A 26,986-nucleotide genomic window follows, 5' to 3' on the forward strand; every position below is an offset into this window, starting at 1 on the left:
CGGCTGACCGGGCAGGCCGCGATCCGCGCCACCGACCGGACCGCCATGACGACTTTGCTGCGTGCGGTCAAGCGATTCCCGTCCGCGGTGAGCGGTGTCGCCGAAACCGCGGCGTCCGCTCTCGCTGAGCCACCTGCCTTGACCCCGCGGGAAAGCGACATCGGCCGCCTCGTCGTCGACGGCCATACCTATCGCGAAATCGGCGAGCTACTGCATATTTCCGGGAAGACCGTGGAGCATCACATGGCGAGAATCCGAGCCAAGCTCGGTGCCCAGGACCGCCGCACGACAACCGCTCTGCTCAGTGGAATTCTCGGCGGCGAATAGAGAAAGGACAGCGGTGTCCCGGGAACGAAATCCGGGACACCGCCGCCGCGTGCATTCCTCTGGCTAGGCGATCAGCGGAGCTGAATGCCGCCCTTGGCGACGTTGCCCCGGTTCGTGCAGTCGGCCACGGAGCCGATGTACACGCTCTCCGCCACGGTCTTCCAGATCCCGTAGGTGGTGGAGCCGTTGCCGCACTGCGCGACCGCCCTGTACTGCGAGATCCCCGAGGGCAGGCGGGAGCACTTGACGTGGAAGTTCACGCCGCTGGCGCTGGTGTTGTAGGTGCAGTCCTCGGTGACGGTGGCTCCGGCCACCCCCGGCATCACCGTCATCGCGCCGCCCACGAGCACGGCCAAGGTCAGCAGCGAGTTGCGAATCTTCATCGGTTTCCTTCCCCAGAAAAACGACCTCACCGATCAATGAGCCCCCAGAGTCGATCGGGGCTATTGCGAGACCGCTCGATTGACACTTCGTGCCGAACAGTAGCAGTAGCTGTCCCGCTGATGTCAATGATTCATTATTTCTTGACGGCGGAGGCGTTGTGTGAAATCGCCGATGAAGAAGGATCGACAAATAGCCCTAACCCATTCGGTGTCGGCGAGTGAGGGCTCGTCCGCCTGGGCACCCGGTAGGACGCCCTGGTATGGCCATTTCGCGCTCGGCGTCCACGAGGCTTGGTCGAATCACCGGTTCGGTCGAATTTCGGCCGAACAGTTACGAAATGAGGCCGCGTGCTCTATATGGCGTCAGTTCGCCAGTGTGAGGCCGACCGGATGCGTGAGCAGGGGTGAGAGGACACGGGCCCGTCCGGACGCGAGGTCGATACGGACCAGGAGCGGTACGCCGTGGACTCGCACGGCCGCGAAGGCCTTGTAGCCGTGTGGATCGTACGCACCGGTTTTCGCGGCCCCGGCGATGTCGAAGCCGTTCACGGAGCTGATGTTCAACCCGATCTTGCCGATGGTGCCGAGCTGACCAGTGTTGGGTGAGACGACCGGCGTCTCGCCGGGAAGGCTGCCTTGTTTGACCAGGGTGTCCTGCCCGGAGTCGAGGCCGTACAGCGCGGTCGATGTCGCTCCGGTGACACTGTTCGTGTAGCCGGAGGCGGCCACGCGTGGCGCCTCTGACCGGCCGGGGTAGTTCAACGGCGTGTCGGTTCCGGCGATCGCACCGGTGTCGGGGTGCAGCCGGAGGTTGAGCCCGGTGTCGGTGACGACTCTGATCCGGTCGACCGTCGGGTTGAAGTCGAAGCCGAGCGCGTTGCCCTGCAACGCGATCCGGGAACCGACGGGCGTGGCCTCGGCTGTTTTCGCATCGACCCGGTACAGCTGGCCCGAAGCGGCGAGTGAATAGAGCGCGCCGGTGGCCGGACGGGTGTCGAGGCCGATCAGCCTGTCACCTTTGGCGAGACCGGAGATCTTCTTCGACGCCTTGGGCAGCAACGGCCGCTCGCAGTCGTGTCTGCTCAGGCTGCCGCTCTCGCTCAAGATGAGGACGTCGCAGCCCTTGTTCCCGGAAGGCGTGGCGGAGGCCGCGGTGCCGCCTGCCAGGAGGGTGACTGCCACGCCTCCGATCACCAGCGCGCGGACGGTTTTACGCATGACGGCTCCTGTCGTCGGGAGAGGGTTTACGGCCAGTGCGTACGGCGCCGCCGCCGTTGGCGTTCATCCCTTTTGAGAAAATTCCGCGATCGGATGAACGTGGCCCGTGTCTGCTCCGAACACAGGGGGTAGGAGGGACGCGGGATGGGTGGATCGGCCAGTGGCGGCCTCGGCCTGACCGGGGAACACGCGCTTCGTGCGGTGTACAACGCGCACGGACCGGAGCTGTACCGGTTCGCGATGCGGCAGTTGAACGACGACGGTGCGGCTCAGGACGTGGTGCAGGAGGTGTTCCTGAGGGCGTGGCGGGCGGCGGAAAGGTTCGATCCCGAGGTGGCGAGTCTGCGGGTGTGGCTGTTCGCGATCGCGAGGAACGTGATCGTCGACGAGATGCGCCGTCGGTCGGTCCGTCCGGCGACGCGGCTCGCGCTGGCCGAGGAACCCGCGGAGGCGGGATTCGATGACAGGCGGGTCAACGCCTGGCTGGTGGAGGAGGCGTTGCGGCGGATCAGCCCGGAGCACCGGGTGTGCCTGGTCGAGACTCACCTGAGGGGCAGGCCGTACGCGGAGGTCGCCGCGGAGCTGGGAATCCCGGTCGGCACACTGCGCACCAGGCTCTTCTACGGTTTGCGGGCGCTGCGCGTCGCGATGGAGGAAATGGGGGTCGAGCTGTGAAATCCGACGATCACCGCATCCTGCGGGAAACCTTGGGCGCCTACACGCTTGACCAGCTCGACGAGCACGAACGCCTCAGGATCGACGCACACCTGTCCGGGTGTGCGGACTGCCGTTCGGAGTTACGGGAGCTGAGCCCGGTCGTGCGCGCGTTGAGCCTGGCCGAGGCGGCGCAGGTCAGCGAGCATGAAGAGTCGTCCGTTCCGCCCGGCCTCGGTGACGCGGTCGTCCGCCGCGTCAGCGCGGGACAGCGCCGACACCGGTGGCGGCCACCGCGCTGGGCCGTGGCCGCGGGGATCGCCTTGTTCTGCGGTGCCGGTATCGGGTGGGCCGTTCATCCCGACGCTCCGGCGCCGGGACCGTTCGAAGCGGTACAGGTCGCGACGTCGACACCGGCGATCCACGCCTCCGCCGGATTGGTTCCGCACACCTGGGGCGTCGAGATCAAGCTGACGGCGAGCGGCTTCGAGGCGGGCACAAGCTATCGGGTGGTGATCGTGGATGGCACCGGCGTTCAATTCGCCGCCGGCGAGTTCATCGGGACCGGCGCCGCCGAAATGCGGTGCAACCTCAACAGTTCCGTGCTGCGCGCCGACGCGGGCGGATTCCGCGTACTCGGTCCACGGGGTCAGATCGTTCTCACGGCTGACTTCTGACCCGTACGGCGAGGAACGCGGCCGGGCACGGCCTTGTGATCACACCGATACCAAGACGCGAGGCGGTCGAAAACGAAAAATCACTGACAGCTTGCTCGCGACCCTGCCTCTTCGCCGCGAGGTGCAGGCTCGGCTTCAGCCGGGAAGGACTTCGCCATGGCCACCGCGCACGCCACACCACGACGTCGTGGTGATTCCGGCTGCTCGCCGACGTCGGAGGAACTCCTCGGCCGCTCGGCGCTCGGCGACCAGAAAGCCTTCGCCACGTTGTACGACCGTCTCGCTGTCCCGGTTTTCGCACCGCTGTGCAGGTCCTCCGCTCCCAGGCTCTCGCCGAAGAGGTCACCCAGGAGGTCATGCTCGAGATCTGGCGCAAGGTGGCTCACTTCGACCCGGCCCGGGGGAAGGCCACCACCTGGGTCAGGTCGATCGCGCAGCGCCGGGCCATCGACCGGGTCCGGTCCGAGCAGGCGGCGCGCCCGCGAGGACCGGGCCGAACTGCTGGACCTACGCCGTCCCTACGACGACGTTTCCGAAGCCGCACTGTCCACGGAGGAACGCGGCAAGGTCCGCCAGGCCCTGTCGGTTCTGACCGAACTGCAGCGGGAATCGATTCTGCTCGCCTATTTCCACGGGCTCACCTGCCAAGAGGTCGCCGACCGGGTCGGCGTCGCGCTCGGCACCATCAAGACTCGTGTGCGTGACGGCATCATCCGCCTGCGTGGCGCTCTGGGAGCTGCTCGATGACCACCGGAGACGTTCACACCTTGACCGGCGCTTACGCGCTGGGCGCGGTCACCGACCTCGAACGCGCCGCCTTCGCCCGGCATCTGGCCGCATGCCCGACCTGCACGCAAGAGGTCACCGAGTTCCGGGAGACCGCGGCGATACTCGGTGTCGCGATGGCCGCCGAACCCGGGGCAGAGCTGCGAGCCCGGGTCCGCCGTGAGATCGCCTCCACGAGGCAGCTCCCGCCTGTGGTCCCGCTCGGCGACGATCCACCTCGGGACCGGAGAAGCCGCGCTCTCCGGATCGTGGCCGCGGTCGCCGCGACCGCGGCGGTCTTCGCCGGCGGTATCACCGTCGGTGTCGCCGTGTTCCACCAGGGATCCGGTCCTGTGCAGATCGCCGAGCCCGTGACCGCGCCGGACATGGTCACCGTCCGTGCCACCGGTACCGGAGGCGGCACCGCGACCGTGAACTTCTCCCGGCTCCGGGGCGAGGCGGTCATCACCGCGCAGGGCCTGCCACCACTCACCGATGGCCGCGCCTACCAGCTCTGGCTCAGCGGACCGGGAGGCACGCGATCCGCCGGGCTTCTTCATACCGGCACCGGAAGCATCGCCGCGCCTCTTTCCGCCGATATCGATCACGTCGGTGTCACCGTCGAGCCGGCCGCGGGATCGCCGCACCCCACGACACTGCCCGTCGTCCGCGTTCCGCTCGGCACACGCTGACACCTGCTCTTTCCGGGTCACTGTGCGAAACCTGGTTTCACCTGTTCGCGGTACATGTCCGGTTCTGCAGCGGGAAACGGGCTAGCGTACCCGCTACTCAGCGGTACAAAACTCCGTTGAAGCAAAGAAAAAAGATTCATCGATCCCCCAATCCGGTGATGAGTGGCAGCACGAATACCTCATGACAGGTGAAGTTCCGACACGGAAGGGGGTGACATGAATGAATACTTCCCAGTCGCGAGCCTCGATCGCGGAAAGCGCCACAATCCTGCGAAGAGTGCTCGTGGTGATCGGCTCACTGTTCGGCCTCGCCTTCTTGGCGGTCCTGTTGTCCGGGACGGCGAGCGCTTCGGACAAGTCCCCGAAACCCGACGATCCCGGCCTGCTCGGCGGCGTCGTCGACACAGCGGCAGAGCATGCGATGCCTCTCCTCGAATCAGTCGAGCGACCCGTGCACCGGGTCGCGTCCGCCGCGGCACCGCTGGTCGAGGAGGCGACGAAGCCGGTCGAACCGGTGTTGGCACCGGTGGTACGGCCGGTCGCGAAAGTCGCCGAGCCGGTGCTGAAAGCTGTCGAACCGGTGACCGCGCCGGTCACACGGCCGGTACTCGACGCGCTGGCTCCGATCACCCGCCCGGTCGCTCAAGCAGCGGGCGCGGATCGGGTGATCGAACCCGTGGACAGCCGGATGTCGCCACCGGAGGAGGTGACCGCACCTGAGTCGCGGCCACGTGCCGATCTCGCGGCGACTTCGGAGATGGTGTCCACTCTGGATGTCCATAGTGGACCCTCCGGACGACGGGAGTTCGCCGGGCCGCGGTCGGCTTTGGTCGAGCAGTCGTCTTCCGAGCGGGTGCTGCCTGCGGAAATTTCCGCGGGCAAGGTGTCCGGTGCGGGTGGTGGTCCTTCGTTGCCATCCGGTCCTGGTTCCATCGGAGTCGGTGGCTCGACTTCGATGGGTTCGACCGGATCGCCTGGGCCTCAGTACGCGGTGACCGAAACCGGTACCGGCATGCCCGGAACCGATCGCGCGTGGCGGGCACCGCCGGACGACCGGAGATCCGTTCCGTGGCCGGACGAGTACGGCCTCGATCATCCCAGTTGACGCCCCCTTTCCACCCTCAACTCCACAGTGGACAGAAGGTAAGGAAAGGGAAGTCATGCACAAGTACGTGCGACGCGGATTGACAGCCGCAGTGCTGTCCGGTGGGTTCGTCCTGCTGGGCACCGCGGTGGCGAGTGCGGACACCGGAAGTTCGGGCCCGCTCGGTGACACGGTGAACTCGGTGGTGGCCGGTGTTTCGTCGGCGACCGCCCAGGGCGGCAACGGTGGTGATTCCGGCAAGGCCGGGAACGCGACCAGCAAGAACAACGCCGTCTCCGGGAACTCCGGCAAGTCCGGGAACTCGGGTTCGACCGGCGGGAACAGCGCCTACGGCGTCTGTGTCCTGGCGAGCTGCTCCACCTCGGTGTCCTCGGGCGACTCCGGCAACACCGGCTCCACCGGTGCGACCGGGAACGCCTCCAACACCAGCACCACCACCGGGGGCCACTCCGGTTCCGCGGGTAACGGCGGTGACGCCGTCGCCGGCTCGACCGGCCACAACACCGCGGACTCGCGGGGCGCCCGCGGCGGCAAGACCGGCGTGCTCGGCACCGTGACCGGGAGCGCGAAGGGCGGCAACGGCGGTGACTCCGGCGACGCCGGGAACGCCTCCAGCAGGAACAACGCCGTCTCCGGGAACTCCGGTGACTCGGGCAACTCCGGTTCGACCGGCGGCAACAGCGCCTACGGGCTCTGCGTGCTCGCCCGGTGCGAGACCACGGTGACCTCGGGTGACTCCGGGGACACCGGCAGCACCGGCGCCACCGGTGACGCGCACAACTCCAGCATCACCACCGGTGGGAACTCCGGCCAGGCAGGCGACGGTGGCGACGCCACCACCGCCGCGTCCGGCCGGAACTCCGCCACGAACAACGGTGGCTGGAACCGGCGCCACGGCAACAGCGGCACCGGCGTGTTCGGCATCGTGACCGGGACCGCGAAGGGCGGCAACGGTGGTGACTCCGGCGACGCCGGAAACGCCTCCAGCGAGAACAACGCCGTCTCCGGGAACTCCGGTGACTCGGGCAACTCCGGGTCCACCGGCGGGAACACCGCGGTGACGTGGGCGATCGGCGGCCGGGACTTCGGTCACGGTGGCTGGAAGCACCACGGTTCGAAGCACGAAGGCGACCACGCGAGCACGACGGTCACCTCGGGTGACTCGGGAAGCACCGGCGCCACCGGTGCGACCGGCGACGCGGCGAACCACAGCGTCACCACCGGCGGGAACTCCGGCCCGGCAGGGCATGGCGGCGACGCCGCGGTCCTCGCTTCGGGCCGTAATTCCGCGATGAACCACGAGGGCGGTAAGTGGTCGCGTCACCACCAGGGTGGCAAGACCGGCGTCCTCGGCTACGCCACCGGCAAGGCCGTCGGCGGCAACGGTGGTGATTCCGGTGATGCCGGGAACGCCACGAGTGAGAACAACGCCGTGACCGGCGGCTCCGGTGACTCCGGGAACTCGGGCTCGACCGGCGGCAACACCGCTGTCCAGTCCGTCCGGGGCCAGGACCAGGGCCGCCACCACGGTGATTGGAACCAGGGTGACCACTCGAGCACGACGGTCACCTCGGGTCACTCGGGCAGCACCGGCGCCACCGGTGCGACCGGCGACGCGATGAACCACAGCGTCACCACCGGCGGGAACTCCGGCCCGGCAGGCGACGGCGGCGACGCCGACGTGCTCGTCATGGGCTGGAACACCGTCGGGCAGCACCTGAGCACCGTCTGACGGGCACAGGACGAACAACGAGCGGGGGCACCGGAATCCGGTGCCCCCGCTCCTTACGTTCGATCGTTTCCGGTCCGGCCTCGCGCCGAATCGGTTGGGTGATGGCGGGCTGGATCCTGCGCGAAGCCGAGGCGCGTCGGTCCGGACCGGTTTCGGGTGGCTGTCGTGCTGCCGGCGTAGAGATCGGTCCAGTAGCCGTCCAGACTGGACGATGGTGACCTTGACCCTGACGGCCGCGAGGGCCTCCGTGCCTGACAGCGTTCCGGTGTCTGCCATGTCAGTGAAGATTCGGTTGTTCCGCCGGGCGCGGGTTGGTCTCGTGGGTTGCGTTTGGGCTCGGAATGGATCGTGTCAGATGTCGTCCTGGGGCAGGCAGAGACGTCCGGCGATGATGTCGCGGGACACGTCGGTGATCGGGCACTGGTGGCTGAAGGAGTAGGCCCGGAGGCGGGCGAGGGCGTCGTCGACCGGGGCGGCAAGGCGGTGGCTCAGGATCCCGGCGGCCTGGTGTACTTCCGCCCGATGAAACGTAGTGCCCTCTGCATCGCCGCAGCCGGAATTCCATACCAGTGTTCCGTAACTGAGCAGGGTGGTGAGTGCCAGGGCTGCGGCGAACTGCTTGTCGCTCATCGGTCCGGTCTCTCGCCGATGGCACATCATTACGCCGACGCAACTCGATCCGAGGCGCATGGGGAAGGCGAAGACAGCACGCACGCCGAGCCGCAGGGCGTGGGCGGTGAATCCTGGCCAGCGAGAGGTCGCTGTGAGGTCGGGACACAGAACCGGCTCGTGGCCGGCGGTGGCGTCGAAGACCGGCCCTTCTCCCGCCGCGTACTGGTCGTCGTCGAGCCGGGCGCTGGTCTCGTCGCTGAACCAGGTCATCTCGAGGATGGCGGCGGTCGTCAGGGAGTGGGTGATCCCGTCCACGCCAAACCGGGCGAGGTCGATCTTGTTTGGCGTCATCCTGCCTCCAACCTCGAGGTCAGGCACACCGTGCGACTCAGGCCGGGGTCTTCGGAAGCAGATCCGGGCAGCCGAGCCCAGTGGTGACGGCTGGTTGCAAGACCTCACTCTGGAATCAGAGCTTAAAGACGCGGAAATTTGGGATCAAGTGATGTCATTCAGCTGGCGGACAGTACACCGATCCGAGGATGATCATTGGATTGTGAAGAAGTGTCCATGGTTTCCGCCTGGTCAGTACATTAAAGTATCTCTCCGGTTCATCGTGAAGCCTTCAAGTTTCCCGCGCCCGGACAGAGGGTGTGGGTGGACGTCCGGAGTATGGGGGAGCTAGCCGTGGCCACGGAACGCGAGGCGCGCATCGCCGACGCGGTACTCGAACTCTCCCATTGTGCGGGGGAGCCGGATGCTTCGGATCTGCTTGGTGGTCTCGCGTTTCACCTTCACGATCTTCTGCCTGTCCAGGCCGTCGCGGTCGCCCAGGTGGACGGGCGTGGCAGGGCCGGTCGCTCGGTCGCGTCGACCAGGCTGTGCCGAGATCTGCTGACCATGCAGCTGAAGCTGGCCGAGGGGCCGTGCTGGGACAGCCTGCACAGCCAGGAATCCCTGGGACCGGTCAGGTGTGGCTCCAGGAACCCGCGGTGGCCGCGGTTCGACCTCTATGCCAGCTCCGCCGGTGTCACCGCGGTCACGGCTATTCCCTTGCGCACTCAGAACGCGAAGGCGGGCGTGCTGATGCTCGTGAACACCACGGAGCCGGTGCTATCGGGACTGGAGGTGAGGGTAGCCCGGACCCTCGCCGGCGCTGCCACCGCCTGTCTCACACAGCGTCACTCGATCCGTGATCTCCGACAGACTGTAGAACAGCTTCAGAGCGCGCTCCACAGCCGCGTCGTGATCGAGCAAGCGAAAGGAGTGCTGGCCGAGCGTTTCGGTGTTTCGGTGGGCGAGGCGTTCAGCCGGTTGCGCGCCCACTCGCGTCGGCGAAGTCTGAAGATACGGGACCTCGCGTCGGATATCGCCGCGGGCGGCGGCCCCGAGGAACTCAACCCGCACCGATGAGAACCCTGTCATCGAAAGCGGTGACGAGTTCTCCGGGACGCGGCGAAACAATCAGCGCCCGAGGGTGGTGAGGGCGATCCGCCGTCCACCGGCGCGCAACAGAACCCAGCCATCGGAGGCGCGCTCGATGTCGTAGCCGGAGGTGAGGTAGTCGTCCAGCGCCCGGCTCATCGCGGCGCCGTCGGCGACCCGCGTGATCGGGCACGGCTGACCGGCGGGCAGGCCGGTGCGTATCGGCATGGCTGCGGCGCCGAGCGTGGTAGTCATCGTGGACCTCTCAGAGTCGGGCGTGTGTGGTCACGGTGCGCAGGGCCGCCCTTACGAGGCGGGCGATTTGCCGCGCGGTCCAGCCTGTCCGGATCCCGAGGTCGTCGGCGGTGCACGAGGACAGCGTTGTGGACCACAGTGCGAAGCGTTGCCGCGGCGGCAACAGCGCCAGCTCGTCCAGGAGCACCGCACCGCGCAGCACGGCGTCGAGACTTTCCCCGTCGACCCGCTGGCCCAGGTCCGCGCGCAAGAACTCCACCACCTGGGCTCGCAGCGACCGAGCAGGGTTTTCCCAGCCCGCGCGTCCACAGTCGGAATCCATGACCTGCACGACGGCGGGCAGTGCAGTGACCTGCCGGCACAGCCGCTCACACTCCGCCCGCGAGTATCCGGCGCCGGTCGCGACACGGTAGGTCAAGGTCAGCATCCGATCCGCGACGTCGGTCTCGGCCGACACCCAAACCGGAGCAGCGACCACCGATACCTGCCGAACCCGGTGAACCGTCACATCACCCCCGGTCATGACGTGCCCACATGAGATTGCCGCGGCGCCGGAACAGCCATGGACGATGGAAGGTGATCGAGCAGCCAGATGAACTCGGCAGCGTGGACAACCCCGGCGTCGGCAGCACGGATCCGCGCCTGCGCCGCGCGGGACGCGAACTCCGGCGCACGATCCGTATCCTCGGCGATGGTCACAGCATCCCCCGGGTGTGGGCGCGGGTGGCCACCCCAGCCGAGGTGGCTCCCCGGAAGGTTCCCCTCCTCACCTGTCGTAAACGTTCGCGCACCTCACCCGTTCGGGGCCAACGGTGCAGGTTATAGCTGTTCGCCGAGTCGAGCGGCCATCAGACGTGACGGGAGACAGGACTACCGCACTGTCCTAACCGGACGACTCGCCGGCTCTCGGTCGCAAGTCCTCCACGCGCACTGCGGGTCGGAGTTTCGTGCACTGTCCACTAGGGATACCGGGGCACGGCCCACGCGCCTCGCCGCTGTAGCACGTCCGCCGCGCGTTCCCAGCCCGTCGCGCCGTATCGCCTGAGCAGGTTGGCGATCTTGACAGCGGTATAGATAACCGTTATCTATACCGCTGATGGAGGTGCGATCGGATGCAGGACGTGGTGCTGGCGCTGCTGGCGAAGGAGCCGGCGCATGGGTACGAGCTGCGGGCCAGGGTGCGTGACGCGCTCGGCCCACTCGGCGACGCCATGAACGCCGGGCAGATCTACGTGACGCTGGCCAGGTTGACGAAGGCCGGGATGGTGACCTCGGAACGTGCCGAGGGCTTGCCGGACAGGCCGGACCGGCGCGTCTACGCGCTCACCCCGCGAGGCCAGGACAGGGTCTCGTCGTGGTTGTCGGAGGTGAGCTGGCCGAAGCCCGATCTCGCGGAGTTCCACCTCAAGCTGGTGGCCGCGGCCACCGCGCGCCTCGCCGATCCCGTGGCGCTCGTCGACGCCCAGCGGCGTGAGGTGTTGCGCAGGCTGCGGGACGCCCAGCGGGCAGCTTTGGACAGGTCGGTGGACCCGGTCGCCGCGCTGTTGCTGGAAGGTGTCGTGCTCCGGTTGCGAGCCGACCTGGAGTGGCTGGAGGCGTGCGAACGCACCTGGCAAGGGCGAAGGACTGACACATGACCGAGGAACTGCTCCGGGCGCACCGGCTGAGCATGCGGTATGGCGAGGGTGAAGGGCTGGTGCGCGCGGTCGACGAGGTCGACCTCTCCGTGCCCGCCGGGCAGACGCTGGCCATCATGGGCCCCAGCGGCTGCGGGAAGTCCACGTTGCTGCATCTGCTGGGCGGTCTGCAGCGCCCCACCGCGGGACGGGTGTGGCTGGCCGGTCGCCGGATCGACACGCTCGGCGAGCGGGCGCTGGCCCGGCTGAGGCGGAGCACGGTCGGGTTCGTGTTCCAGTCGTTCCACCTCATGGAGGAACTGACAGCGGTGGAGAACGTCGAGCTGGCCGGGTTGCTGGGCGGGCGGTCTCCCCGTGCGGCGCGGCGGCGTGCCAGGGATCTGCTGGAGCGGGTCGGGCTCGCCGATCGGGCCGGTCACCTGCCCTCGGCCCTGTCCGGCGGCCAGCGCCAGCGGGTCGCCGTCGCTCGCGCCCTGTGCAACGAACCCCTCGTCGTGCTGGCCGACGAACCCACCGGGAACCTGGACAGTACGGCGACCCTGGAGATGCTGCGGTTGTTCGAGGATCTGCGCTCCACGGGACAGACGCTGGTCGTGGTCACCCACGACAGCCGGATCGCCGCGGTCGCCGATCGGATGATCACCATGCGCGACGGGGCTTTCGCCGACGACAGCCAGTTCGCCGGCGTCGCTTCGGGGCTCCTGCACGACGGGTGGCGCTGACGTGGCCGGCCGCCTGCTGCTCGTACTCCGGTTGCTGGTGCGAGACCTGCGCCGACGTCCCGCCGAGACCCTCCTGTTGCTGATCGCCATCACCGCCGCGACCGGGACGCTGACCCTCGGCCTCGCGCTCGACGAAGGAGCCGCCCTGCCCTACGAACACACCCGGTCGGCCACCGCCGGCCCTGACGTCGTGGCGAGACCGCTGTCCACTGGCGACGACGCGCTGGCCGACCTCGCCCCGCTGACGACCGCGCCCGGCGTCACCGGCCACAGTGGACCGTATCCCGTCGCCTTCCTCGAACTGACCGCACGCGGCAAGGCCGTGCAGGCCGTCGTCGAAGGCCGCGACACCGCGCCGTCGGCCCTCGACCGACCGGCGATCACTGTCGGGACCTGGCTACGGCCCGGCGGTGTGGTCGTCGAGCGCGCGTTCGCCGAAGCCCTCGGTGTGCACCCCGGCGACACTGTCGACGTCGGCGGCCACGCGCTGCGCGTCCTCGGGATCGCGGTCACGGCGGCCAGGACCACCTATCCCTATGCGGGATGGCACTTTCCCGGCAGCCCGTTGAGCGAGCGAGGCGGCCTGGTCTGGGTCCACGACCAGGACATCGCGACGCTCACCGGTGGCGAGCAGACGACCTACACCATGAATCTCGCGCTCGACGACCCGGCCGCGAGCAAAGGCTTCATCGGCAGGGTCCGGCCCTCGCTCGACCGTGCCGACTTCGACGGCGGGCTCACCCTCACCACCTGGCAGGACATCGCCGACCTTGACGGCAGACCGGTCGAACGGGCACAGGAACCCTTGCTGATCGGCAGCTGGCTCCTCACCGCACTCGCCGTCGCCGGTGTCTCGGGGATCGTCGCGGGCCGGATCGCCGGGCAGCGTCGCCGCGTGGGCCTGCTCAAGGCCGTCGGCGCCGGCCCGGCCATGGTCGCGTTCGTCCACCTCGCCGAGTACCTCGTCGTGGGACTGACCGCCGCCGGCGCCGGGCTCGTCACGAGCTGGCTCGCCGCGCCCGCGCTGATCCAGCCGAACGCTGGCCTCCTCACCACGGACGGCCCTCCGCCACCCAGCTTGAGCATGGTGGTCGTCGCCGCAGCACTCGCCTTCGCGATCGCCGTCGCGGCGACACTGGCGCCCGCGGCGCGCGCGGTCGCGATCAGCACCACCGCGGCACTCGCCGACAGCGCGGCACCGCCGCGCCGCAGCCGGTGGCGTGTCCGGCTTTCCCGCCGCCTGCCCGTCACTTTGCTGATCGGAGTGCGGATGAACGCGCGCCGGCCACACCGCGCGTGGCTGGTCACGGTGAACACCTTCATCACCACGGCAGCGCTCGTCGCCGTCCTCATGAACCAGGCCCAAGACCGGCCGTTCCGTGTCGGTGACGCGGAATTGGCCAACCCGCTCGCCGAACGGACCGGCCAATCCGTGCTTGTCGTCACCGTCGTCGTGCTCGTCCTCGCGGTGATCAACACCGCGGTGAGCACGTGGACCGCCGTCCTCGACACCAGGCACCCACTGGCCGTCGCCCGCACGCTCGGCGCCACACCCGGGCAGACCGGGCTGGGCCTGACCGTGGCCCAGCTGCTCCCCGCCCTTCCCGGCGCCGCCGCCGGGATCCCTTGTGGCCTCGGGCTTTTCCTGTTCGCCTGGCGCGGCCAGCCCCAGTACCCGCCCGGTTCCTGGCTTCTCGCACCCGGACTCGGGATCCTGCTCACCATCACCCTGTGCACGGCCATCTCGGCACTCGCTCTCTCGCGACGCCCGATCGCGCACGCACTCCAGACGCGCTGACCTGCATCCTTTCGCAGGAGGTGAGACGCAGATGATCGGAGTGGGCCGGTGCGGAAAGGTCAGCGCGGCGCCGGAACGGCTTTCTCCGCGGCTCGGCTGGCGGCTTCCCACACCCTGCCCAGCAACAGCGGGAGCGGCGGCTCATCGCTGACGACCAGCTTCATCACGGCCTCCGCGGCCAGTCGTGGTTCGCTGTCGATCGAGTCTTCGTCCCACTGCTTCTCCAGCTAGAACGGTGTACGAGATCGGCGGCAACGAGGACACCCATTTCCTGAAGGGCATCACGAGGCCGGTCAAGCGCATCATCAAAGCCATGAAGGAATCCGGCGAGCTGCCGCAGGACGCCAGCGACCTGCTGACTCCGATCTACGACGGTATGACCGCCGTCAGGTTCGAGGTCCCTGACGGGCTCGCCGTCCTGCTGCTCTAACGTGCCGAGACGATCGCGCCTAACAACGCAAAGGGGCCTCACCTGAGAAGGTGGGGCCCTTGCCTTCTCCGGCTGGTAGCGCGCGATCTCGCTCACCTCGACAACGTCAACGTGCTACCCGAGCGTCGGACACTGGCCCCGCCACCGGCATTCTTTACCGAGCTCCCCCAGTGAAAGCCCGCCATCCTCACCGGACGCGGAAACTTTCCAGCATCCGGCTATCCCGACAACGCCGCCCCAGACCTCGTCCGGCTCTTCGTCGCTGAGGGACGCTTTTCAGTTTCCGTCGCACTTCGGTCGTCTGGCAGTTGCCTGCGGCTCCGTCGTCTCGCAAGGTGGTCCATCACAAGGTTGCCAATGGATGGGAATCGGACATGGTTGACCAGTTGCTGAGCAGGCCGGCGTTGTTGCGGTACTGGCGGGTTGAGCTCGCAGGACTTGGGCTGGACGCTGTGGCCAGGGCTGCCGGGGTGGAAAGCCCGACGACGATCCACAACTGGGAGGCTGGCCACACGGACGGCCCCAGCCTGCGTCAGTTGGCCGCTGTGGATGAACGATTCGACGCAGGTGGCACGCTACGCGACGTTTATCTCGCTCTGCGCACGCCCGACGCGCTGAACTCGGCGGAGAAATGGTGGTGCAATTTCCAGGGTGAGTCCGGGCCGTGCTGGGCGTGGCTGCGGGTGCCGGGCGGTCAGCCCGGCACCGCGCACGTTGACGCTGGGCCGTTCCGGGTGGACTGCGAGATCCCCGCTGACACTGGAGTGTTCTTGCAGGCTCATGCGTTTGCCAGCAATCCGGCGGTGCATGTGCGGATCGATGGCGGCGGCTGGGTCGATTTCGGCTATGGGATCGTGCCGACTGGTATCGGGACGCTGGTGGTGGACGCTGTCGATGTCGCGGTGGTCGGACCACGGGCCGAGCTCGAACAGGCGTTCGCGGTGGCCTCGAGGTCGTGGCTGCCACACCGCTACCAGGGCAACCCTAGGTGGTTCACCAGCCTGAAGAAGCATCTCGGCCGCCGGGTCGAGGTGGCCAGAAGCGCGTTGTCGGCCGCTGCGAAGGCTGCGGTGTCCACGAAGTCCGATGTCAGCTCTTCGCTCGCGTCGCTGGAGGAGGTGCCGCGTCACTGGGGTGGCGAACGGTATCGACAGCTGCGGAATGCGCGTGGTCTGAGCTTGCAGGACACTGCCGAACTCGCCTCCGACCTGGATCCCTCGCTGGCACCGGTCACCAAAGACCACATCCATCGGCTCGAGCACGGGGCAACGCCGCGTGTCACGCAACTGGTGGAGCGTCTTGACACGGTGCTCGGCGCGGACGGACGGACGTGCACCGCCGAGGTCACCGGCATCCAGGGTACCGGGCGGTTTACCGAGATTACCTTCCCCTCCTACTGGGTAGGGCCGGTATGGGTGCAGTTCCTGCTCACCGGGCAGGCTGAGAAGAACAGCGCCACGCTGTTGTGGAGCCCGTGGCACAAACGCCTCGACCTTCGCCACGGCGTGGTGGTGACGACCCGGCGCTCAGAGCCGTCGATGCCGCCACTGCAGGTCGATTTGGCCGCGGGATGGCGAGTGCGCGCAGGCGTCGGCGTCCACCCGCGGGCTGTGGACGTCAACGAGGGCTGGGGGCTGATCAGCCGGGAGGTCGGGTTCCCCGTCCTCGCTTACTACTTCTCCGTTGTGGAGCAGGCGATGCGCGCACCGCGTCGCGACAAGTAGGGGTCAACCATCTCCTATTTCAGACACACCCTCGGTGTGTCTGGAATTCAGCACACCCGAAAACAGGAGGAATCATGAAAGCGAAAGCTCTCGTCGCCGGCCTCGCCATCGTCGCGGGGACGATCGTGACGGCCGCCCCTGCCCAGGCGACCTGGAACGATCCGCAGGTCAACCTCAGCGGTCACCTCGACTGTGGAGGCGCTCAGGAGGCGACCTGGGTCTGGTACGAGGCATCCAACGGCGAGCGCGGCTGGGCCGACACGTCGCTGTGGACGTCGGTCAACCGGTTGGTCCCGGGTGCACTCAAGGTCATCAAGATCAAGTCCTACCGGATCAATCTGACGAACGTGTCCCGGGAGGGCACTCAGGTGACCGTCAAGGTCGGCTGCAAGGGCGTGCTGGGCGGCCAGGTCACGGAGTACCAGACCAGCTTCGGCGTCAACCGACCGACCTTCGGACGCAGCGCCACCCGCCACATTTGCTCCGACGCCCCGCTGGGGTGCATCTGGTAACGACCACGAGGCCGGTCATCCTGTCCAGGCCCTCGTTCCGGCCTGCTCCGCTGAACGTGAGTGACGGAGTGTCTGGCGGCGATCCCTCGGTACGGGCATGCCGGGTGCGACAAACGCCGGTCCTAGTCACGCGACTGGGACCGGCGTTCTTGTACTTGGGGTCCGTAGAACGGCTGCGCTGGTGCTTGCCGCGGACCTGCGCGACGCGGCGAAACCAAGGCGGCCACTAGTGAAATCGATTCACGTGCGCGCTGAACGGACATTCGGCCCCGCTACCCAATAGAACCGATCTTGAATCCCAGAAACGATCTTCCGGGCCCGCCGAGCGACCGATCAGTAACCTTAAATCTTCCCTCAGAAAACGCGGATCGAATAGCGGCGCAACAGAGCCCGCGTCCATGATGGCACCCATCACTCGTAGACTGGTCGGAGTTGACCGATGAGCCAGCAGGATCCGACGTTCTGGAGCGAGGGCCTTCCCAAGGCTTTCGACCCCGCTGATTTGGAACGCGTCGCCGAGGACCCGGTAACGCTGATCGCAGGCTCGACGTTTCTTCCTGGAACCACGGACGCCGACGGTAACGTCGAAGCCGAAATTTTCCCCCTGGAGGACGGAAGGGTTGCCTTACTCGCTTTCTCGTCCCTGAACAGCCTGGTGTCGTGCATGGGCCGGGCCCAGCCGTGGGTCGCGATCAAATCCGAGCTTCCTGTCGAACGGCTCCAGATGATGACTCGCGCCGACGTGATCATCTGGGACACCGAGCTTCCACCCGAAATCCGTCGAACTGAGGTATAGGTACATGGGTCACGGCTTCGACGTCGACACCGGTGAATTACAGGCGATGTCGAAACGACTTCGCAGTGCCGGCGACATGCTCAACCAGCAGAGAAACCATCTCCCGCCCGGCCCTGCCAACGCGGGAATCAGTACCGAGAAACTCAGCGAGGCACTGGTCCGCGTCATCGCGGGCGCCTCGGCCCAACTCGACGACCTCGACGAGTTGATCGGCAACCTCGGCCACTCCCGAACCTGGTACGAAGACGCCGACACGCGAGCCCGGGGTGACGTGCTGCGGACGATCACCGGTACCAGCTCGCCGCCCGGGCTGTATCCGGCCCCGCTCGATCCAGAGAGGCGTCTTCCGTGACACGACCCGCAGGTCTGTTCCACGTCCCAGCCGCGTCACGCGGTGCCCACAGTCTCAGCGTGATCGTCGACGGCGACACCGGCCAGCTCTACGCTGCGGCGGCGTGGCTCGCCGCGCTCGCGCAGACCGTAGCCACACTCATCGACGACCTCACATGCTCGGCACGCCAGTCGGAGTCCGGGTGGCGGGGCGCCGCCGGTGACGCGTTCCGGGGCAAGCTCGCGCGCGCCCGCGAACGCGCCGATCAGCTGCACTGCGCCGCGGTCGACTATTCGGAGGCGATCCACACCTTTGCCGATGAGATCGCCGCGGTCAGGAATACCATGGCGGACGCGAAGGCGCTCGCCAGAAGCACCGGAGCCCGCGTCACTGACACGGCCATCCAGTTCCCCATCCCGCTGGCGAACCCCGCGTTCGGTGGTCCCAGCGGCGCGGTGACCGGGATCGTCTCGGCCGTCCGGCTACGCGAACAGGCGGCGCACCACGCCCTGGCGGCAGCGCTGAAGAAGCATCAGACATTCCTCGACGCGCTGTTCTCCGCGACACGGCCCTACAGTGCGGGTAAAAGCGTCTTCACACTCTCCACCGGGACCGAAGAGTATCTGGAGCAGGTGAAAGATCGTGCTCGGTCGCTGCGCGGCGCGGCGATAGTCGCCGACAACTTCGAAGGAGTCCTGCGTACCGCGTCCTATGACACCGTCTTCTCCACGGGGCCCGCCGTCGCCGTCGACGATGCCACCCGGGCGGCCCGTGGGCCGCTGACCTATGGACTGGGCAACTACGTCCACCCCGCCGGAGCCGGGCTGAAGTCTCTCACTGGTTCCGTGTCGGTCTCCAACGGAGTCCTGGCCGCGGTTGGTGTCGGACTCGACGTCGCCTCCGGCACACCGCCGGTCAAGGCCGGTGTCAAGGGCGGGGCCAGCTTCGCCGCCTCCAGCCTGGCCACCGCAGCGCTCATCGGGCTCGGCGTCGGCACCGGTCCTGTCGGGATCGCGGTACTGGTCATCGCCGGCTCTGTCGCCGGGGCCGGCACCGGATACGCCATCGACCAGGTCTGGAAGTAGATGAACAGCGACCACCATCCCGTCACGCCGCCCATGGGTGATCACAACAGTCCCCAGACAGCCCTGGATGATCCGCCGAAGCGTTCCAGGCTGGACAAAGTCAAGGAGATCGCCCCGCTCATCACGGTGCTGGGCGCCATTCCAGGAGCCGTGGCCTGCCTCAACTTCGCCTCCGCCCACCACATCTGGCCCTACAGCAGCGACCCGCTCCAGGGCTTGGTCGTCGGCGTCGGCCTGGTGATCCTCTGCGTCGCCTTCTCCGTGCGCGCCATTGCGAAGAAGAGGCTGACGACCTGGAGGGTGCTGAGCTGTCTCGTCGCGGGATCCGTGGGCAGCGCGCTGGTCACGGTAGCGATCGTCAGCCCCAGCGCGGCGACCGCATCGCCTCCGCCCCCTGGGCCGAACCCCAGCGCACAGACCGTTTTGACCATCGAATCTCCTGTGGACAATCAGCGGGTCACCGGCGGCTTCGAACTGCGAGGCAGGCTCCTGGGCCCGCTGCGCGCGGGAGACACCCTCTGGGTGTTCGCCAATGACGGGGGCAACCCTGACGCCGATCGTTCCGGCAAGTTCACGCTCCTGCGCGGACCATGCACCGTCGACATCAGCAGCATCATCTTCACGTGCCCCGTCACCCTGGCGCAGGACAAAAGCAACTCCCGCCAGGTCACCCTCACCGTGCTCAGCGTCACCGCCGCCCAGACACGGCACTTTGTGGAAGACCTCTTCGCCGGCGCACAACTCGATCAGAACCGAAACGACTGCGGAGATGGCCGATGCTCGCTCACGAACAAGGCCGATCCACGCAACAAGAACGGTCTTCCCGGAGGCAAAGACATCACCGTAACCGACCACCGGACCATCGTGATCCCCAAAGCCTGACAACGACGGAACCGCAGACGATGGTCGAACCTGGTTCTGGCTCCCGAGACCACAGCGGTCAATCTCGACGGTCGCGCCATAGGAATCGCTGGGGCGGCGGAGACTTCGCTGGTCGGCTTCATGTGGACGCTCGACCCGGACGAGCGCGTCGGAGGCTCATGATTCCTTGCCGTGAAACGACAGGGCCCCGTCGACTGGTCGTCGGCGGGGCCCCTGCTGGCAGTGCGTCCGGTTAGGCCGTCACGACGGTCAGCTGTGGACGAGGTGCCGTGCTCGGGGACGTCTCCGTCTCGCACGTCTCGCACACGTGCCCGCACGGTCGCGACGGTTCCGCGCCGGGCCGGGCCGCCGCGTCCGGCCCGGCCTTCAGCACGGCCCACCGCGGCAGCCAGATAGTCTCGACTTCTCGTTCGTCGATCCCACACGCGCGCAGGAAGAACTCGACGGACTCCCATCTGGGCAACGCCGTCCCGGTGAACATCCGGCTCAGCGTCGCGTTCGAGACCTCGGTGACCTTCCGGCCGTTCATCGTGAGGTCCTTGCCGCGCTTCCTGATCGTCGCCAGCGACGGATCGCCGGCGTACACCTTGATCGTTCCGAGGTCGCGCAGGAACTGCACGACCTCGCCGACGTCTGGCCTGAACTTACGGTCTGACATGGTGATCTCCCTGATGCGACTGAAGAATGGCGTAGCCGCGCCGTGAGGTGAGAACGTCCAGCCGGACGTTCTCACCTCACGGCATTCACTCGGACTTACCGCTGACGGATAGCCGGGACGAACCCGTCACCGTCTCCGCCGCCGAGCCCTCGGCGAACAACTTCTGCGGCCACCAAGGCCACCGCGCCGGCGAAGCCGACAGCGGTACCCAGGTCATGCCCGAAGGCCATCGCTTCCGCGAGGAAGAGCAGCATCGTCCCGAGTACCAGGACGACACCGATGATGCGAATGTTCATGGAAGATCACCTCCTTCCCATTCAATCCAGTCCGTGGTGCGGATTTTTCGGCGAGACCATCGGCTGCCCGTCAAAGCAACCGACTCGCCACCCCAATTAATACCTGAATCGCTTCGATCCCGGCAATCGGGGCAGGCCCAACTCTTAGTCAGATATCAGGATGAGCGGAAACTGGAACGTTCTGAGACGCCATGAAAAGGCGGACGGTTATTCATCGACAACCGCATGTCACGTTCAGTAAGAATCGAGCTGCATCCGGAGCGGGCGCTCAGAATCCCCTCGCGTCAGCCAACCGGAAAGTAGCTCTCCAAATTCGAGCGATGTCGAAAGATGGGTAGCCTAAATTTGGGTCAATTCTGGCCCAATAACGTGACGGGCTCGCAGAGTGCGTCCGCAACAAAATGTCATGACCATGACGACAGTTGGGAACGTTCTATATTTCGGACCATCGGCCGTCGCCTCGTCACGAGGTTCGCATAGCGAAAACGATTGCCTCGAAAAGGGGAAAGCCCCCTGCGCTGACGAGACGCGGAGGCTTTCCTGATCCCCGAGCAAACTCAACCGCACCACGGATTGGATTTGAACGGGAGACTATGGAGTTCTATCAGCGCAGGTCAGAAACTCCTGCGGAGGTCATGGTTACCCATTCCCACGGTACGTCCGAAAGGTGGCAGCCGCAACAACACTTCCACTACAGACCCTCGACCGGGCATGTCATCGCAGGTGCCGCAGCCGACCCCAGCGCGATCCGCGGCTGCAGCCAGTCACCTGCGGATGCCGACGCCGACATCGCAGCGAGAGAGGATGCTGGTCGCGCGCTGCGGGCTCCCGGCGTCGGTGTAAACCCCCGCACCATGCCAGCCGTCCCAGCACGCGCGGCGTACGACCGGACCCGATCGCCGCGTGCCGCTCCTCGGTCGGGCCGACTCCCCGGGTGCCCGGGTCGACTCGCACGCCTACTAATTCCCGGCGTCGGCCGGGACCGCTGACTGATGCCGTCGCAGTGAAAGATCGCGAACCGACCGGCTCGTGCACGTCGACGCGGCTGGCTGACTCGCCGACCGCAAGAACGAACTCGAGTCCGGCGTCCTCGCATTCCTCGATGACCGAGGGGCACGTCGCCGACGGTGGCACAGCTGCCACGTTGCGAGGCCAACGATTCGTGCCAGCGTTGTGGCCCCCAGGCCCGATGTGCTCCGTCGATTTCAGCCGCTGGCCTGGCTCCGATTGCCGCGACCGTGACTACGGTGTTTGAGAGATTGGGGAGCAACGGACTTCCGCGTAGTTCTTCACCAACGGGCGGCGGCCACTCCACCAGCGCGGTCCGGAAGAGGTCCAGACGATCGACGTTGGTTGCCCCATGGTCGATGACAACGATTCCGCTGGTTCGGGCACCGAGCTGAGGCTGGGAATCGAGCGCGACCACATCCGCCTGCAAACCTGTCACCCCGAGTATCCCAGCGTGGCCCGAAGGCCTGGCTTGTCGTTGTCCAGCCAGAGATCGGCACGGTGGGTTCTGCACGGCAATCCGTTCGTACTGCTCGTTCCCGGACACCGGCCGGCCGGACCCTCTGCCAGGCTCGGCACCAGAGATGCCTATCAGGTACTTGTTGTGGCGCCGTATGCGGGCGGCCCGGCGGTTGCACTGGTCTAGTGCGGCGAGTTGATCGGCGTGTTCTGCGTGGCGCTCCAGCCATAGCCACTGCAGCAAGTGGCTTTTGCCGCGACCGGAGAGGCTGACGAACACGTCGAGCGGAGAACTGTCCGACCGTTGAGCGGAGTCGTCGAACGGGATGTGACCGTGGTGTATTCCGAGATCCTGGTTCTCCGCAGCAGCAACCGAGCCTCGCCTGCTCGTTCGATCTGTCCCTCCGATCCCGAGTTCGTCCTGGCATTCGAGAATGAAAGAGAGGGCCTCAAGCCACACTGGCAGTGGATTCCGCTCTCGGAAGGAGGGATCCACAAGTCTGGCAATCGCCGATACCATTCCGCCACCGGTTGCGTCGGGGCAGAAGTAGTGAGAGTTCTCTGCCCAGCATCCGCACGAGAGGCCGGCATCCTGCCGCCGCAGTGGCCACAGCGGCCAAGAGCCCGGACCGGCGCTGCTGAGAGGTGTATCCCTGACGATCCGTGCGGGCGGTTGCCCTGGCGCGGAGCGCGGCGAGTAGCGGACCGCGTCGGGCAGGCGATTCGGACCCAGCTCCTGCTCCGGCACGATCACCGCAAATGATAAGGCAGACGAGAGCACGAGATCCATCCCCATACTCACCAACGCCCGAATGCCCTCGGCTTCGCGCGACTCGACTTCATCATGGAAAGCCATCCGGAGCGCATGCCTTGGAACGACCTCTGTGGACGGTCCGGAATGGACATGTACCGACATACTCGAAAACCAAGAGAAGAGCCGGCCGATCGGCGCCGCAGGAGCCATCATTTCCACGAAGAGGAAGCCCCCCGTGCCACCCGCGGACGTCATGGCAACCGCACGCGCCGGCTGTGGAACCCATCCGAGGTGACTTCTGATGCTCGCCACGGTTTCCCGCCCTCCTCAAGCACTGCACAGCCGGCCGCGAGCCAAGCTGTTGATTGCTGGTGCGTCGCCGATACTCCGGGAGCGGCGGTACCACTCGCAACCTCTACCAGCCGGTATTCCAACCTGAATGATGCTGCAACGATTTGCAACGCAGGCGATCCCTCCGGAAAGCCCGCCCCTGGCAGAATCCGGGTCACCGGCACCCGCCCGGAACGCTACGCCGCCACACCGCGAGGGCCAAGCAGTAAGGGAGCCCGAGAGCGCAACCTGATGCTGGTTCGTTGGCAAGCAAGGCGGTGGCAAGGCGTGATCCACGCTGCATCACCGAGTCACTGCGGACACAGGTCGGGGAATCGCCTGTCGTATGAGCGAAGTACTGATTCCCGCGCGCTGAGACCTCACGCATTACATCGGCGCCGCAGAGGGCAGCGGCAGCAACCGCCGCCGTGGACTCGCTGCGTTTGTCGATCGGATGCGATCGGGACACGGGTAGAACCGGTCGGCGAGATCCGTTTGCCATCGGCCCACGCCGCGCGAGCACATCCCGCCGTAGGTGTCCTCGGAAGTCCGCGACGTGCATTGCCGTCGATTTCCGGGGGCGTAATGGTCATGACCTATGTCAGGATTCCCGCCGTTCGTGCGGGCTGAGGTTTGCACTGTCGGGGCCCGGCAAGGAGTGACATCGCGGTGAACGTGCTCGCCTGCGAGACGTGGAAAGGTGCGCGGAACGCGGTAACACCCGCCGAGCCTTCCGCGACCTAGCTAGTGGCCCGGCAGCCCCTCCCCTTCGCTGCCGGGTCTTTTGTGGCTCCGCATCCAGCCTTCAGTTGCTACTGCGGTCAAGCGTGTCGGCGAAGTAAGTTCTGGTGCGAGGCGGGACTTCTAGAAGTCGGCGTCGTCGAGTGGGAAGTACTCCTTGTTCCATTGCTGCCGTAGCCTGATCAGGGCGGCTCGATTGATCACCGTGATCTCGGGTTTCTTCTCGCGCGTCGTTCGGACGATAAGTCCTTGAGACTCCAGATAGGCGAGTGACTTGCTGAGTCGTTGGGTCGAGTAGCGGCCGTTGTGCTTGGTCGCTGCGAATTTCGCTGCGGGCGAGTCCAGCAGGTCTGGGGTTCGCTGGTGCCAGAGTTCGATGAGGTGGGTGCGGTCGCAGGTTGGCTGGGTGTGGTCGGTGACCTGGAGAATGAGGTCGGCGATGTCCACGGTTTCGCCGGTGACGTAGGTGCCTTGGAACTCGATGAGCCCGTTCTCGATGTGGCGGGCGGCTCCGCGGCGGCTGCGCTCGGCCTCTACGGCGTCGGCGAGCAGGTGGCTGGAGTTGTCGGAGGTGGGCCAGGGGAGGAGCTGTAGCCGGGCCCAGAGCGCGGTGTCGGCGAGGGATTCTTCACCGTTGTGGGCTTGGCGGTGGTCGTCGACAGCGACTGCCAGTGCCAGCAGCGAGTGCCGCAGGGACTCCACGACGCTGTCGCGGTGGAGCTTGCGGACCCGGTCGGCGGCCAGTGCGAGGTATTGGTGGAGGGCGGTGCCGAACAGGCTGGCGCGCTCCCGCCAGGCGACGAAGTCGCGATATCGGAGGGTGTGTTCGACGGGGGTCATGAGTCCGGCGTCGCGTTGTTTCTCGGCGAGCTTGATCTGGTCGCGGCGGAGGGTGGCTGCGTGGTCTGCGTTGGCTTCGATGTTCTTGAGTACGCGGTAGGTCTGCGTGACGCGGTCGTCGGCGAGCAGGGCGTCCCATCTGCCGCGGTGGTGTGGTCTGAAGGCGTCGCGGATGTAGTGCTCGGCGGCTTCGTCGTTCGTCAGGTCGTACGGGAGCGGGTTCGGCACGGTGGTCTCTCACGGGGTGGGCGGTTCGGGGTGGCATGCGGCGCAAAGCTGCGCGTCCGGTGGCAGGGGTGCGTCGACGAGTCCGATGCGTGCGCATCGGGTCAGGACCGCGGTGTACTCGCCGGCGTGGATCGGCATCGGCTTGTCGTCGACCTGATGCACGTCATACGGGGCTGTGAGACCGACACACTGCTGGCCTGGAGTGGCTGCCGCGAGGAGCTGTGTCGCGCCCGGCCCGTGCGGGGGATCGAAGCGCGGCCAGTACGGCGTGTCCGTGCCGAGCTGTGGTTCAGGGGGCCGGGCAAGCGGGCGGAGCGGGTGCACGGTCACTAGCACCGCCGTTGCACCACGTGGGGGATGACGTTCGGCCGCTGTGGCGGCAGTGAGAGTGGGTGTGCGGCCAGGACGACGGATCTGGACTCCGTCCGCGATCAGGAAGGCGCGCACCGTCCGGACGGACATGCGATAGAGGTCCGCGAGCTCGCGGAGGCTGGCACCTGCCTGGTAGCGGACGCTCAGCCCCGGTGGCGGGCGTAGGTTCCGGCGGCGGTGTGACGAGGCGGTGTGCGCGTTCTGGTTACCCATGACGGCCCCGGGGTGCAGGTGACGGTGACTGGGGGTGTTCTGGTTGAGCCGTTCATTTGGCGCTGAAATGTCTCAAGCCTGGGGGTGTCGCCTCTCGCGTACGACGAGGCGGCACCCCCAGGTCGCTTGCTAGGTGGCGTTGCCGGTGCGGGCGACGTGGTAGATCCAGTCCCGAAGCTCCGGGTCACTGGTGAAGACGTCGGGCTGGGTTCCGCAGAACCTGGGGTCGGCCGAGCGGCTGGCGGTCCCGACGAGCTGGGGGATGCCGTCGATGGTGGCCAGCGCGGGTGTCCCGGAGTCTCCGTAGCAGCTGCCGTCGGTGCCGCTGGGATTGTCGCCGCAGAATTCGCTGGCGGACAGGAAGGCGGCCGCGCAGCGCGACGGCGCGGTGACGCGAGTGTCGAGCTGCTGCAGATGCCTCGGTAGACCGGAGCGGGTGCTGTCGGGCTCGGTCACGCCCCAGCCGTACACGGAGATCTTGTCGCCGCGCCGGGCGGCGTCGCGGGCGAGTTGCGCGGTCGGTTGCTGGGTCAAATGATCAAGCTTGAGCATCGCGCCATCGAAGGTCTTCTTCTTGGGCGCGTCCTTGCCCCATTGCCAGCCGGGGTGGATCACGATCTTGCTTACTGTGGCGGTCTCGCCGCCTGCGAGCCGGTCGAGGCTGCCGACCCGGACGTGGAAGTTCTTGTCCGCGGTCGGGATCGGCGCGGGGTCGGCGTTGAACCATTGGATGGCGGTCGCTCGGGCTGTTGCCTCGGTGGGCGGGTCGGTGACGCAGTGCGCGGCGGTGAACACCCAGCCGCGGAACACCAGGGCGGCGCCGCAGGTGTGGTAGTCGACGTACTGCTCACCGTGGACCGGTGCGTCGTACTGCAGCGAGGTGATCCCCGGCGGCGCGATCGCGGCGGGGTGGGCACCGATAAGCATCGGTCCGATCGGTGGCGGTGGTGTGGCGGGAACGGCCGTCGCAGTAGGGGCGGCCAGCGTGGTGGCGATGCCCATCGCCACGGCGGTCGCGAACGACCAAGTCTTTCTGAGCAAGGTGCTGTCTTCCTGTTGATGAAGGGGTGTGAACCGTGCGTTGAGGTGCCGCTACCTGTGGCAGGGCGGCGCACGTCCGGGGTGTTCTACTCGCGGCGAGTGAAGGCCCACCCAGTTCGCCGTCCTGCTCCGCCTGGGAACCGAAGGTGCGGACGTCGTTGCTAGGGGGATCGTGGTCTTTGCTGTGTCCGCGGCTGACGGATGCGGGGAAAGCGGAGAGTCGGCGGGTCGTGTTCGGCCGTGGTCCGCCGGAGGTCGCGGTCGGCTTCGGGCCAGGCCGGGTGAGG

The 26,986-nt window shown here is 67.0% G+C and carries 28 protein-coding genes and 1 pseudogene; 19 read left to right on the forward strand and 10 right to left on the reverse strand.

The window, feature by feature from the left end; all coding sequences use genetic code 11:
• A partial coding sequence (locus tag ACFWMR_RS04255; protein WP_378376863.1) for a helix-turn-helix domain-containing protein occupies positions 1 to 327 on the forward strand: 327 nt, incomplete at its 5' end.
• 71 nt (positions 328 to 398) lie between these two features.
• On the opposite strand, the gene ACFWMR_RS04260 is transcribed toward ACFWMR_RS04255, so the two are convergent.
• Both ACFWMR_RS04260 and ACFWMR_RS04265 read right to left on the reverse strand, forming a co-directional pair.
• Complete coding sequence (locus ACFWMR_RS04260) at positions 399 to 710, reverse strand: hypothetical protein (protein ID WP_378376865.1); 312 nt, start codon at positions 708 to 710, stop codon at positions 399 to 401.
• A 363-nt stretch (positions 711 to 1,073) separates the two neighbouring features.
• Entirely contained in the window at positions 1,074 to 1,928 is an 855-nt protein-coding gene (locus ACFWMR_RS04265; RefSeq protein ID WP_378376867.1) for a DUF4394 domain-containing protein, read from the reverse strand.
• A 144-nt stretch (positions 1,929 to 2,072) separates the two neighbouring features.
• Here ACFWMR_RS04265 and ACFWMR_RS04270 point away from each other — a divergent pair, with 144 nt between their 5' ends.
• From ACFWMR_RS04270 to ACFWMR_RS04300, 7 genes and pseudogenes are all read left to right on the forward strand, one after another.
• Complete coding sequence (locus ACFWMR_RS04270) at positions 2,073 to 2,603, forward strand: sigma-70 family RNA polymerase sigma factor (RefSeq protein ID WP_378376869.1); 531 nt, start codon at positions 2,073 to 2,075, stop codon at positions 2,601 to 2,603.
• Positions 2,600 to 3,259, forward strand: coding sequence for an anti-sigma factor family protein (locus tag ACFWMR_RS04275; RefSeq protein WP_378376871.1), 660 nt, complete (start codon positions 2,600 to 2,602; stop codon positions 3,257 to 3,259). The genes ACFWMR_RS04270 and ACFWMR_RS04275 overlap by 4 nt, the downstream gene beginning before the upstream one ends.
• 356 nt (positions 3,260 to 3,615) lie before the next feature.
• Positions 3,616 to 3,669: pseudogene (locus ACFWMR_RS04280) on the forward strand (hypothetical protein); the annotation flags it as partial.
• 133 nt (positions 3,670 to 3,802) lie between these two features.
• Complete coding sequence (locus ACFWMR_RS04285) at positions 3,803 to 4,006, forward strand: sigma factor-like helix-turn-helix DNA-binding protein (RefSeq protein WP_378377105.1); 204 nt, start codon at positions 3,803 to 3,805, stop codon at positions 4,004 to 4,006.
• Positions 4,003 to 4,716, forward strand: a complete 714-nt coding sequence (locus ACFWMR_RS04290; protein WP_378376873.1) for an anti-sigma factor — start codon at positions 4,003 to 4,005, stop codon at positions 4,714 to 4,716. The genes ACFWMR_RS04285 and ACFWMR_RS04290 overlap by 4 nt, the downstream gene beginning before the upstream one ends.
• A gap of 220 nt (positions 4,717 to 4,936) precedes the next feature.
• Positions 4,937 to 5,821: a hypothetical protein gene (locus ACFWMR_RS04295; protein ID WP_378376875.1), complete on the forward strand. Its 885-nt coding sequence runs from the start codon at positions 4,937 to 4,939 to the stop codon at positions 5,819 to 5,821.
• Between the two features lie 55 nt (positions 5,822 to 5,876).
• Positions 5,877 to 7,553 carry a beta strand repeat-containing protein gene (locus tag ACFWMR_RS04300; protein WP_378376877.1) on the forward strand — a complete coding sequence of 559 codons (1,677 nt, stop codon included), beginning with the start codon at positions 5,877 to 5,879 and terminating at the stop codon, positions 7,551 to 7,553.
• A 351-nt stretch (positions 7,554 to 7,904) separates the two neighbouring features.
• Here the strand turns inward: ACFWMR_RS04300 and ACFWMR_RS04305 are convergent, their stop codons facing one another.
• Complete coding sequence (locus ACFWMR_RS04305) at positions 7,905 to 8,516, reverse strand: ANTAR domain-containing protein (RefSeq protein WP_378376879.1); 612 nt, start codon at positions 8,514 to 8,516, stop codon at positions 7,905 to 7,907.
• 333 nt (positions 8,517 to 8,849) lie between these two features.
• Between ACFWMR_RS04305 and ACFWMR_RS04310 the strand changes: the two genes are divergently transcribed.
• Complete coding sequence (locus ACFWMR_RS04310) at positions 8,850 to 9,575, forward strand: ANTAR domain-containing protein (RefSeq protein WP_378376881.1); 726 nt, start codon at positions 8,850 to 8,852, stop codon at positions 9,573 to 9,575.
• 51 nt (positions 9,576 to 9,626) lie between these two features.
• On the opposite strand, the gene ACFWMR_RS04315 is transcribed toward ACFWMR_RS04310, so the two are convergent.
• The 3 genes from ACFWMR_RS04315 to ACFWMR_RS04325 are packed head-to-tail and all read right to left on the reverse strand — an operon-like array spanning position 9,627 to position 10,541.
• Positions 9,627 to 9,842: a hypothetical protein gene (locus ACFWMR_RS04315; RefSeq protein WP_378376883.1), complete on the reverse strand. Its 216-nt coding sequence runs from the start codon at positions 9,840 to 9,842 to the stop codon at positions 9,627 to 9,629.
• 10 nt (positions 9,843 to 9,852) lie between these two features.
• Positions 9,853 to 10,320: a hypothetical protein gene (locus ACFWMR_RS04320; RefSeq protein ID WP_378376884.1), complete on the reverse strand. Its 468-nt coding sequence runs from the start codon at positions 10,318 to 10,320 to the stop codon at positions 9,853 to 9,855.
• A 41-nt stretch (positions 10,321 to 10,361) separates the two neighbouring features.
• The gene (locus ACFWMR_RS04325) at positions 10,362 to 10,541 is read right to left on the reverse strand and encodes a hypothetical protein (RefSeq protein WP_378376886.1); all 180 of its coding nucleotides are present in this window, start codon (positions 10,539 to 10,541) and stop codon (positions 10,362 to 10,364) included.
• Positions 10,542 to 10,954: 413 nt separating this feature from the next.
• Here ACFWMR_RS04325 and ACFWMR_RS04330 point away from each other — a divergent pair, with 413 nt between their 5' ends.
• The 10 genes from ACFWMR_RS04330 (at position 10,955) to ACFWMR_RS04375 (ending at position 19,759) form a co-directional block, all read left to right on the forward strand.
• The gene (locus tag ACFWMR_RS04330; RefSeq protein WP_378376888.1) at positions 10,955 to 11,479 is read left to right on the forward strand and encodes a PadR family transcriptional regulator; all 525 of its coding nucleotides are present in this window, start codon (positions 10,955 to 10,957) and stop codon (positions 11,477 to 11,479) included.
• Complete coding sequence (locus tag ACFWMR_RS04335) at positions 11,476 to 12,201, forward strand: ABC transporter ATP-binding protein (protein ID WP_378376890.1); 726 nt, start codon at positions 11,476 to 11,478, stop codon at positions 12,199 to 12,201. The genes ACFWMR_RS04330 and ACFWMR_RS04335 overlap by 4 nt, the downstream gene beginning before the upstream one ends.
• 1 nt (position 12,202) lies before the next feature.
• Positions 12,203 to 13,999: an ABC transporter permease gene (locus ACFWMR_RS04340; RefSeq protein WP_378376891.1), complete on the forward strand. Its 1,797-nt coding sequence runs from the start codon at positions 12,203 to 12,205 to the stop codon at positions 13,997 to 13,999.
• Between the two features lie 235 nt (positions 14,000 to 14,234).
• A complete protein-coding gene (locus ACFWMR_RS04345) occupies positions 14,235 to 14,429 on the forward strand; it encodes a hypothetical protein (protein ID WP_378376892.1) in 195 nt (64 codons plus the stop codon).
• 374 nt (positions 14,430 to 14,803) lie between these two features.
• Positions 14,804 to 16,153, forward strand: coding sequence for a helix-turn-helix domain-containing protein (locus tag ACFWMR_RS04350; protein ID WP_378376893.1), 1,350 nt, complete (start codon positions 14,804 to 14,806; stop codon positions 16,151 to 16,153).
• A gap of 74 nt (positions 16,154 to 16,227) precedes the next feature.
• Entirely contained in the window at positions 16,228 to 16,665 is a 438-nt protein-coding gene (locus ACFWMR_RS04355; protein WP_378376894.1) for a hypothetical protein, read from the forward strand.
• Positions 16,666 to 17,104: 439 nt separating this feature from the next.
• Entirely contained in the window at positions 17,105 to 17,461 is a 357-nt protein-coding gene (locus tag ACFWMR_RS04360; protein WP_378376895.1) for an SAV_915 family protein, read from the forward strand.
• Positions 17,462 to 17,465: 4 nt separating this feature from the next.
• A complete protein-coding gene (locus ACFWMR_RS04365; protein ID WP_378376896.1) occupies positions 17,466 to 17,813 on the forward strand; it encodes a hypothetical protein in 348 nt (115 codons plus the stop codon).
• Complete coding sequence (locus ACFWMR_RS04370; protein WP_378376898.1) at positions 17,810 to 18,877, forward strand: WXG100 family type VII secretion target; 1,068 nt, start codon at positions 17,810 to 17,812, stop codon at positions 18,875 to 18,877. The genes ACFWMR_RS04365 and ACFWMR_RS04370 overlap by 4 nt, the downstream gene beginning before the upstream one ends.
• Positions 18,878 to 19,759, forward strand: a complete 882-nt coding sequence (locus ACFWMR_RS04375; RefSeq protein WP_378376900.1) for a hypothetical protein — start codon at positions 18,878 to 18,880, stop codon at positions 19,757 to 19,759.
• A 232-nt stretch (positions 19,760 to 19,991) separates the two neighbouring features.
• On the opposite strand, the gene ACFWMR_RS04380 is transcribed toward ACFWMR_RS04375, so the two are convergent.
• The 4 genes from ACFWMR_RS04380 to ACFWMR_RS04395 form a co-directional block, all read right to left on the reverse strand.
• Complete coding sequence (locus tag ACFWMR_RS04380) at positions 19,992 to 20,417, reverse strand: hypothetical protein (protein ID WP_378376901.1); 426 nt, start codon at positions 20,415 to 20,417, stop codon at positions 19,992 to 19,994.
• A 95-nt stretch (positions 20,418 to 20,512) separates the two neighbouring features.
• Positions 20,513 to 20,713, reverse strand: coding sequence for a hypothetical protein (locus ACFWMR_RS04385; protein WP_378376903.1), 201 nt, complete (start codon positions 20,711 to 20,713; stop codon positions 20,513 to 20,515).
• Between the two features lie 3,415 nt (positions 20,714 to 24,128).
• On the reverse strand, positions 24,129 to 25,073 hold the full coding sequence (locus ACFWMR_RS04390; RefSeq protein ID WP_378376905.1) for a hypothetical protein: 945 nt from the start codon (positions 25,071 to 25,073) through the stop codon (positions 24,129 to 24,131).
• A gap of 714 nt (positions 25,074 to 25,787) precedes the next feature.
• Positions 25,788 to 26,699, reverse strand: a complete 912-nt coding sequence (locus ACFWMR_RS04395) for a S1 family peptidase (RefSeq protein ID WP_378376907.1) — start codon at positions 26,697 to 26,699, stop codon at positions 25,788 to 25,790.
• Positions 26,700 to 26,986 lie beyond the last annotated feature (287 nt).

It is taken from the genome of Amycolatopsis thailandensis, from assembly GCF_042723255.1.
In the GTDB taxonomy this organism is placed as follows: Bacteria; Actinomycetota; Actinomycetes; order Mycobacteriales; family Pseudonocardiaceae; genus Amycolatopsis; species Amycolatopsis thailandensis.

Coding starts and splice junctions, on each gene's coding strand:
- ACFWMR_RS04260 (WP_378376865.1), bottom strand. CDS start 710: ATGAAGATTCGCAACTCGCTGCTGACCTTGGCCGTGCTCGTGGGCGGC.
- ACFWMR_RS04265 (WP_378376867.1), bottom strand. CDS start 1,928: ATGCGTAAAACCGTCCGCGCGCTGGTGATCGGAGGCGTGGCAGTCACC.
- ACFWMR_RS04270 (WP_378376869.1), top strand. CDS start 2,073: ATGGGTGGATCGGCCAGTGGCGGCCTCGGCCTGACCGGGGAACACGCG.
- ACFWMR_RS04290 (WP_378376873.1), top strand. CDS start 4,003: ATGACCACCGGAGACGTTCACACCTTGACCGGCGCTTACGCGCTGGGC.
- ACFWMR_RS04295 (WP_378376875.1), top strand. CDS start 4,937: ATGAATACTTCCCAGTCGCGAGCCTCGATCGCGGAAAGCGCCACAATC.
- ACFWMR_RS04300 (WP_378376877.1), top strand. CDS start 5,877: ATGCACAAGTACGTGCGACGCGGATTGACAGCCGCAGTGCTGTCCGGT.
- ACFWMR_RS04305 (WP_378376879.1), bottom strand. CDS start 8,516: ATGACGCCAAACAAGATCGACCTCGCCCGGTTTGGCGTGGACGGGATC.
- ACFWMR_RS04315 (WP_378376883.1), bottom strand. CDS start 9,842: ATGACTACCACGCTCGGCGCCGCAGCCATGCCGATACGCACCGGCCTG.
- ACFWMR_RS04330 (WP_378376888.1), top strand. CDS start 10,955: ATGCAGGACGTGGTGCTGGCGCTGCTGGCGAAGGAGCCGGCGCATGGG.
- ACFWMR_RS04335 (WP_378376890.1), top strand. CDS start 11,476: ATGACCGAGGAACTGCTCCGGGCGCACCGGCTGAGCATGCGGTATGGC.
- ACFWMR_RS04350 (WP_378376893.1), top strand. CDS start 14,804: ATGGTTGACCAGTTGCTGAGCAGGCCGGCGTTGTTGCGGTACTGGCGG.
- ACFWMR_RS04355 (WP_378376894.1), top strand. CDS start 16,228: ATGAAAGCGAAAGCTCTCGTCGCCGGCCTCGCCATCGTCGCGGGGACG.
- ACFWMR_RS04360 (WP_378376895.1), top strand. CDS start 17,105: ATGAGCCAGCAGGATCCGACGTTCTGGAGCGAGGGCCTTCCCAAGGCT.
- ACFWMR_RS04365 (WP_378376896.1), top strand. CDS start 17,466: ATGGGTCACGGCTTCGACGTCGACACCGGTGAATTACAGGCGATGTCG.
- ACFWMR_RS04375 (WP_378376900.1), top strand. CDS start 18,878: ATGAACAGCGACCACCATCCCGTCACGCCGCCCATGGGTGATCACAAC.
- ACFWMR_RS04380 (WP_378376901.1), bottom strand. CDS start 20,417: ATGTCAGACCGTAAGTTCAGGCCAGACGTCGGCGAGGTCGTGCAGTTC.
- ACFWMR_RS04385 (WP_378376903.1), bottom strand. CDS start 20,713: ATGAACATTCGCATCATCGGTGTCGTCCTGGTACTCGGGACGATGCTG.